Genomic DNA, 7,128 nt, shown 5'->3' on the forward strand with positions numbered 1-7,128 from the left:
TCTTGTGGAGGTCCGTCCGGACGGATGACCATGCTCGGGATGGAGCAGAAGACTGAGTGGAAGCTCAACACCCCGCCCGAGGCCGAGGTCCTGGTCGACACCGACGTGCTCTCGCTGCGCGTCCCGCTGGTGCGGGTCCACCGGGACGACGAGGGCACCTGGTCGTTCACCGGGCCGGAGGGCGACGCCAACGAGACCAAGCGGACCACGTTGAACGCGGTGGTCGGGGCGTGGCCGCACGTCGCGGCGCTGTCCGACCTGGAGCCGGGCGCCGGTGTCGTGTGGTCCTGGGCGAAGCACGGCTGGACCAGTGAGTTCGAGTGCCGCTGCGGCAACTGCGACCAGCCGGTCGCCGCCGACCTGGACCGCCGCACCTGGCCCCCGGACCTGCACCCGAACACGCTGATCAGCGTGGAGAAGACCACGCTGTCCGGGCAGGTGCCGCTGACCGACATCCTGTCCACGGCGGGCGGCATCGCCTTCCTCGGCCCCGGCGACCACCGCCGCTCCAGCGAGCTGATGACGCCGGTGGCGGTGGCCAACGTGATCCGCCGCTGGCCGCACACCATGCAGGCCCTGCGCGCCGCCAAGGAGGGCCGCGGGCTCGGCTGGAACCCCAACGGCATGAACTGGCACGAGTACGTGCTGGCGTGATCTGCCCGGGAGGGCGGGCGGTGGCCCGGCTGCCCTCTCACCGCAGGATCGGTGTGCGGCCCGCTCGCGACCTCGGTGTCCGCGAGGGGGCGGCCGCGTCTCCGGGCCGGTACCGGTGGTTCAGCCGGGCCGGGCTCCGCCACCAGCGGGCCGGGAGCGCGTCCTTCAGGGAGCGGCGGGGTTGTCGGCCAGCTCGGGGTCCCGCTGGAGCACCAGGGAGTACAGGACTTCCTGGAGCCAGCGGCCGAACAGGGACGAGCTGAACTCGGGGGAGCGGTCCTCCGGGGACAGCAGCACGTCGGAGGGCGCCTCGCCGTGATCGGCGACCACGCCGATGCCGTAGTAGTCCAGTTCGGTCATCGGCCACGGGCGGTACGGGTGCCCCCGGGGCAGCACCACGCTGCACGGCGCCAGGGTCATCAGCGTGCCGCAGGCGCGCAGGCCGTACTTCGCCTTCCGCACCGGGACCAGGATTCCCACCACCTCCACCGCGGCCAGCGGCAGGTGGTCGTGCATGGACGGCTGCGACCACGAGCGGAACCAGGTGGGATCGTCCTCCGGCGCCCAGCCGTGCTCGCGCCGCCAGAGGTGCACGTCCCGCCGCACGCGCGTGACCGCGGCGAACCGGGCTCCGAGCACCTCGACGTGCGGGACGAGGAACCCCGTCCAGCCCAGTGCGTCGGCGGCGTGCTGAAGCTGCTGCACCGGGGAATGGTAAACCGGTAGCCCCGGTGCGGACTACGTCCGGTGGCTATTTCGTTGCTGTGCGGCGCACTCCCCAAGCCCAGGCGACCAGCGGTAGCTGCAGCGGTAGCCGCGCGTACGCGATGGCCCGCTGCGGCAGCGGTTTCCGGTGGTGGTCCGCCGCCATCTGCACGTTCGCCGGGAACACCCCGACGAACAGCCCGGCGGTCAGCAGCCCGCCCAGCCGCCGGGTCCTCGGATGCGCCACCGCCGCCGCGCAGCCGAGCTCCGCGACCCCGGAGAGGTAGGTCCACGAGCGCGCGGAGCCGGGCAGCCACTTCGGAACGATGGCGTCGAAGGGCTTCGGCGCGGCGAAGTGCAGCACGCCAGCGGTCGCCAGGACCCCGGCCAGCAGCCGAGGCGAACGGGAGGAGGACATGCCCGCACCCTGGCACGCGCGCCCGTCGTGCGGCAACGTCCCCGCGGGAGCGCGGAGGGGAGCCGTCGCGGTGGCCGTGCGCTGGGCGGGTTATGTTCGGCCCCGTCGTCAGCAGGTGCAGCCGAACATCGGGGGACACGTGCCCGCAAGCGCGGAATTCGGACTCGGCGGGGTGCCGTGGTGAGCGGACGCGGGCCGATCAGGGCGAGCCACCTCATCGGCGGCCGGATGCGGGACTCCATCGCGGAGCGGCTCACCGACCGTCCCGACCACACGCTCGTCGGCGTGATCCGGATGCCGGAAGCGGCGATCAGCCCGGTGCGGTCCATCGTGCGCCGGATCATCGGCGCGGGCCTCGCGCTCGCCGCCACCGTCGCGATCGTCTACGTGGGACGCGACGGCTACCGGGACACCGCCGGTGGGCCGCTGAGCCTGCTCGACGTGGTCTACTACGCCACGGTGTCGCTGTCGACGACCGGTTACGGGGACATCACCCCGGTCAGCCCGCTCGCCCGGCTGGTCAACGTCCTGGTCATCACCCCGCTGCGGGTGCTGTTCCTGATCGTGCTGGTCGGCACCACGCTCGAAGTGCTCACGGAACGCTCCCGGCAGGCACTGAAGATCCAACGCTGGAGGACGAAGGTGCGCGACCACGTGGTCGTCATCGGGTACGGGACGAAGGGCCGCTCGGCGGTCACCGCACTGCTCGGCGACGGCGCCGACCCGCAGCGGATCGTCGTCGTGGACACCGATCACGCGGCGCTCGAAACGGCGTCCTCGCTGGGCCTGGTCACCGTCAACGGCTCCGGCACCCGCTCGGACGTGCTGCGCGTCGCGGGCGCGTCGCGGGCGCGGGCCATCGTGGTCGCCCCGGCCCGCGACGACACCGCCGTGCTGGTGACCCTCACCGCCCGGGAGCTCGCGCCGAAGGCGCAGCTGGTCGCGGCGGTGCGGGAGGCGGAGAACGTCCACCTGCTGCGCCAGTCCGGCGCCGACTCGGTGGTGGTCTCCAGCGAGACCGCGGGCCGGTTGCTGGGGATGGCGACCAGCACGCCCTCCGTGGTCGAGATGTTCGAGGACCTGCTCACCCCCGACGTGGGGCTCGCGATCGCGGAGCGCGAGGTCGAGCGGCAGGAGGTCGGCGGCTCGCCCCGGCACCTGCCGGACATCGTGCTCGGCGTGGTGCGCGACGGAGTGCTGTTCCGGGTGGACGCGCCGGAGGCCGACGCCATCGAGAACGGCGACCGGCTGCTCTACGTCAAGAAGGTCACCCCCGCCGAGTCGTGATCGGCGGCCCGGTGGAAAACCCGGGCCGTGACGGCACTTTCCGGCGTTCTGGGAGCATGTCGGTGTGAGGCGACGACACGGTTCGGCATCGGTGGCGCTGATCCTGCTGGCGCTCGGCGTGCTCGGGGTCGTCGTGGTGGCGTTCTCCTGGTGGCGGTTGCCGAACGTCGGTTCCGCGGAGGGCGAGCTGACCTCGTCGACCGCGACGGTGGTGGAATCCCGCCCCTGCGGCACGTCGGCCGAGGGCGACCTGGTCGAGGTGCGCGTGGACGGGCAGGTGCGCCGGCTGCGGCTCGACGGCTGCGGCCACAGCGAGGGGCAGCAGCTCCCGGTGCGCGTTCCGGCCGAGGGCGACCGCGCGCTGCCCGGGGGCGGCGCCGAGGACGGCGGGATGCGCAGCCGGGCCAGCTGGGTGCTCGGCACCCTCGCCGCCGTCGCGGGGGGCGGCTACGCGCTGCTGGTGCTGCGTCCGCGCGCGCTCACCGGGTGATCAGTCCACCAGATCCGGCCCGGCCAGCCAGGTGTTGCACTCGATGACGCGGTTCTTGTAGAAGCCGCGGTTCACCCATGCCGTGTTGGTGGCGATGCTGCCGTGATCGGGCTGGGCGTTGTACTCGTCACCGCGGCCGCGCGAGTCGTTCAGCGCGGCGAAGATGATGTCGTTGTCCACGCCGCCGTTCTGCAGCGAGGCCAGCGCCATCCCCCCGTAGCAGGTGGCCTGCAGCTCGGAGCGCCGCGTCAGTTCGAGGCCCGCGGGGCTGGTGCCGTTCGCCTCGTAGGAAGCGGAGGTGTAGGCCTGGTTGATGCCGCTCATGCTCTGCACGGCGTGGCCGAACTCGTGCGCGAGCTGGCCGAGGAACACCCCCGCGTCGGTCCGGCCCTCCTTCTCCGCGTAGTACCGGGCCGTCATGTAGATCGTGTTGTTGCCCGGGCAGTACATCGCGGTCTGGTCCCAGGTGCGGGTGCCGCAGGGGCTCTCCACGGTGCCGTCGGTGGTGACCACGTCCGGCAACCGCACCGGCAGGTTCGCCTCCTGCAGCGCCGGGGTCCACATCTCCATCAGGCAGGGCATCGCCGCCTCGTAGAACGCCGACTGGCCCGCGGTGTCGGTGGAGAACGACGGCAGCGGGCACGAGGTGTTCACGGCTCCGTTGCCGGGGATGTTGATCGGGTTGTCGCCGAGCGCGACGACCGGGCGGGCGCTGGCGCTGGAACCGGTGTTCGGGGAGCTCCTCGTGGCGCTGGGTTCCGAGCTGCTGCTCGTTTCCCCGGCGCTGGTCGGCGCGGTGGTCGGCCGGGTCTCGTGCGCGGGCCCGTCCCCGGACTCGCGCGCCGGGGTGTCGTAGTCGGAGGCGCCTTCGGTGCGGGAGGACAGGACGCTCACCCCGGCGGTGCCCGCGACCAGCAGGAAGATGCCCGTGAGCACCAGCCCGATGATGAGGCCGGGGACGCCGCGCTTCGGCGGCGGTGGCGGGGGCCGCTCGGCCTGCTGCCACGGCGGGCGGGCGCCCCACTGCGGAGCGGAGCCCGGGTGCGGCGGCGGGTCCTGGGGCGGGAGGTAGCGCGGCGGGGCCTGCCCGGCCCACCTCCCGGATCCCTCGTCCCGGGGCAGCGGCCGCGACGCCGGCGGCCCGGCCGGGCGCTCGTCCCGCGGGGGCCGAGACTGCGGCGGTGGCTGCGTCATGACCGTTCTCCCGGCTTCGCCGACGACTGGAGCGAACCGAGCTTAGCGGTGCCGGAACCGGCGGTGGTCCACCGATCAGTCCACTTCGGAGGCAGCGGCCGCTACGACCCGGGTGGAGCCGGGCTATCGTGCCGTGCGTGCCCGGGAAGCTGAGCGTGCTGGGGGCGGTGCTGGGCGTGCTCACCGCCCTCGCCCCGCCCGCCGCTGCCGAGCCGGTGAACGTGCTGCCCGGCACCGCCGCCACCGAGGTGCGGGTGAAGCTGGAGCGGGACGGCGCGCTCACCGTCACCGAGCGGATCGAAGTACCGCCCGGGCCGCCCGCGCACCGCGTGCTCCCGCTGCGCCACCGCGCCGGCCCTGGCGCGGAGCGGGTCTTCGAGGTCAGCGAGGTCCGGTTCGACGGCGGTGACGTGCGGGTGGATCCGGACGCCGTGCGGCTCACCGCGCGGCCCGGGACCGCGACCTTCGACTACGTCCTGCGCGGCGCGGTGGCCGAGGACTCGGGCGGCCAGCAGGTCCGCTGGCAGATCACCGGTGGTTGGGACGTCCCGCTGGACCGCGCCGTCGTCGAGTTCCGCACCCCGCACGTCCCGCGCTCCATCAGCTGCTCCGCCGGCCCGGTCGGCGGCACGGAGCGCTGCGACCGCTTCGAGCTGGACCGCGCCCAGCAGGTGCGGGTGCTCCAGTTCGGTCTCGCGCCGGGTGAGCGGGTGGACCTCGTGGTGCGGCTGTCCGCCGGGGCGGTGCCGTCGAACGCCGTGGTCGAGCGGGACTTCGACCCGCTCGGTGCGGTCAGCGGTGGTGCGGTCGCGGGCGCGGCAGGGGTCCTCGCGCTGCTCGTCGGTGCCCTCGGGGTGCTGGGCCGCCTCCGGCTGCGGGAGTCGCGGGCGTTCGCGGTGGCCGCGCCGCCGGTCGGACTCCGGATGCCCCTCGCCGACGGGACCACCGTCTTCGCCACGCCGGACGGGGTCCGGCCGGGCGAGATCGGCACCCTGCTCACGGGGCGGATCGGCCTCGGTGACCTCACCGCGACCACCCTCGACCTCGCGGCCCGGCGCTACCTGCGGATTGAGGAAGTGGGCGGGGACTGGAAGCTCCTGCGCACCCACCCGCCCGACGCGGGCCTGCGCGAGCACGAGCGCGCGGTGCTGGGTCTGCTCTTCGGCGACGCGGAGCGGGTGCTCGTCTCCGAGCTCGGCGACCGCAGCCCCGCGCCGGTCCGCGACGCGCTTTACGCGGACCTGGTCGCGCAGGACTGGTTCGCCCGTCGACCGGACCGCCGGCGGAATCCGGTGTGGTGGACCGGGGTCGTCGTCTCGCTCGGCGGCGCCGCGCTGGTGCCCATCGGCCCGTCCGCCTTGGTCGGGGTGGTGGTGGCGCTGAGCGGTGCCGCCCTCACCGCCGGGGCCCGGCTGCTGCCCGCCCGCACGCCGCGCGGCCGCGCGCTGGTCGTGCAGCTGCGCGGTCTGCGCGAGCACCTGGTGACGACCACCGAGGTCGGCGAGGTGCGCTCCCGCTCGCTCCCGTACGCCCTCGCGTTGGGAACGCTCGATCCCGAGCTGTCCCGCACCGCCGCGCCGGACTGGTACCGGCCGAGCGCCGCGTCCCTGCCCGCTTTCGCCGCCGCCCTCACCAGGGCGCTGGACGTCCGGCCCGATCCACCGCGTCCACCCGAAACGGTGACCAGCGCTCCGGCCCCGCGCTAAGGTGTTCTTCGTTCACCGGGGGAGAGCAGCGGAGTCCAGAGGGGCTGGGGGATGACGGGCGCGGGTGGTTTCGCGGCGGCGAAGGCGGGTCTGGCGGCGATCGGTGCTCAGACCGCCTGTCGACGCGCAGAACGCCGACGATCTCAAGCGAGGGATCCAGTGATCAAGTTTTTCCGGTATTCGAGCGTGATGGTTGCGGTCATGTCGGTGCTCGGGATCTCTTCGTGCGCGCTCGGCGGCTCGACCGGTGGAGCTCCCGACTTCCCGGGGTCGAATTCTGCTGAGCAGGGTGCAGGATTGAATAAATTAGATCCGTGCGCCTTCTTCAGGCAGGACGAGCTGATGTCCTATGGCGTCGGAACTCAGCCTGAGGAATTTACCCAGGTCAGCTTTCAGCCGGGATGCGCGTGGAATGGCGAGAAGATGGATGTCGCCATGCAGAAGAACGCGGACGAGACCGTGGACAGTCTGGCCAGCGGGGGCCCGTACGACGAGTACACGAAGATCGAAGTCGCTGGTCGACCGGCTGCGCGGATGCTCGTGTCGGGAGCGGCCGGGGAAGGTAGCTGCATCACGGTGGTATCTGCTGGTGGCGGTGTCGTCCTCTACCAGCTGGTCGGCCGCATGCGGGATTCCGTGGCCGATCCGTGCGGGGAGATCGAGAAGATCGCTGG

The 7,128-nt window shown here is 73.0% G+C and carries 8 protein-coding genes; 5 read left to right on the top strand and 3 right to left on the bottom strand.

What is annotated here, in order from left to right; translation table 11 throughout:
* The first annotated feature begins 39 nt into the window (after positions 1–39).
* Complete coding sequence (locus ACL03H_RS23255) at positions 40–654, top strand: hypothetical protein (protein WP_412813432.1); 615 nt, start codon at positions 40–42, stop codon at positions 652–654.
* A 165-nt stretch (positions 655–819) separates the two neighbouring features.
* Here ACL03H_RS23255 and ACL03H_RS23260 read toward each other — a convergent pair whose 3' ends face one another.
* The gene (locus ACL03H_RS23260; RefSeq protein WP_412813433.1) at positions 820–1,359 is read right to left on the bottom strand and encodes a hypothetical protein; all 540 of its coding nucleotides are present in this window, start codon (positions 1,357–1,359) and stop codon (positions 820–822) included.
* Positions 1,360–1,405: 46 nt separating this feature from the next.
* Entirely contained in the window at positions 1,406–1,777 is a 372-nt protein-coding gene (locus ACL03H_RS23265) for a DoxX family protein (protein ID WP_412813434.1), read from the bottom strand.
* Between the two features lie 228 nt (positions 1,778–2,005).
* Between ACL03H_RS23265 and ACL03H_RS23270 the strand changes: the two genes are divergently transcribed.
* Together ACL03H_RS23270 and ACL03H_RS23275 are read left to right on the top strand one after the other, a co-directional pair.
* On the top strand, positions 2,006–3,064 hold the full coding sequence (locus tag ACL03H_RS23270; protein ID WP_412813442.1) for a potassium channel family protein: 1,059 nt from the start codon (positions 2,006–2,008) through the stop codon (positions 3,062–3,064).
* Between the two features lie 64 nt (positions 3,065–3,128).
* Entirely contained in the window at positions 3,129–3,554 is a 426-nt protein-coding gene (locus tag ACL03H_RS23275; RefSeq protein ID WP_412813435.1) for a hypothetical protein, read from the top strand.
* Here ACL03H_RS23275 and ACL03H_RS23280 read toward each other — a convergent pair whose 3' ends face one another.
* On the bottom strand, positions 3,555–4,748 hold the full coding sequence (locus tag ACL03H_RS23280; protein ID WP_412813436.1) for a neutral zinc metallopeptidase: 1,194 nt from the start codon (positions 4,746–4,748) through the stop codon (positions 3,555–3,557). It lies immediately after the preceding gene.
* A 137-nt stretch (positions 4,749–4,885) separates the two neighbouring features.
* Here ACL03H_RS23280 and ACL03H_RS23285 point away from each other — a divergent pair, with 137 nt between their 5' ends.
* Together ACL03H_RS23285 and ACL03H_RS23290 are read left to right on the top strand one after the other, a co-directional pair.
* The gene (locus tag ACL03H_RS23285; RefSeq protein ID WP_412813437.1) at positions 4,886–6,454 is read left to right on the top strand and encodes a DUF2207 domain-containing protein; all 1,569 of its coding nucleotides are present in this window, start codon (positions 4,886–4,888) and stop codon (positions 6,452–6,454) included.
* Between the two features lie 51 nt (positions 6,455–6,505).
* On the top strand, positions 6,506–7,128 hold a 623-nt coding region (locus tag ACL03H_RS23290), incomplete at its 3' end, for a DUF3558 family protein (RefSeq protein ID WP_412813438.1).

This window comes from Saccharopolyspora antibiotica (assembly GCF_047200635.1).
Classification (GTDB): Bacteria; Actinomycetota; Actinomycetes; order Mycobacteriales; family Pseudonocardiaceae; genus Saccharopolyspora_C.

Excerpts from the sequence above, each read along its gene's own strand:
- ACL03H_RS23255 (WP_412813432.1), top strand. The coding sequence starts at position 40 with ATGGAGCAGAAGACTGAGTGGAAGCTCAACACCCCGCCCGAGGCCGAG.
- ACL03H_RS23265 (WP_412813434.1), bottom strand. The coding sequence starts at position 1,777 with ATGTCCTCCTCCCGTTCGCCTCGGCTGCTGGCCGGGGTCCTGGCGACC.
- ACL03H_RS23270 (WP_412813442.1), top strand. The coding sequence starts at position 2,006 with ATGCGGGACTCCATCGCGGAGCGGCTCACCGACCGTCCCGACCACACG.
- ACL03H_RS23280 (WP_412813436.1), bottom strand. The coding sequence starts at position 4,748 with ATGACGCAGCCACCGCCGCAGTCTCGGCCCCCGCGGGACGAGCGCCCG.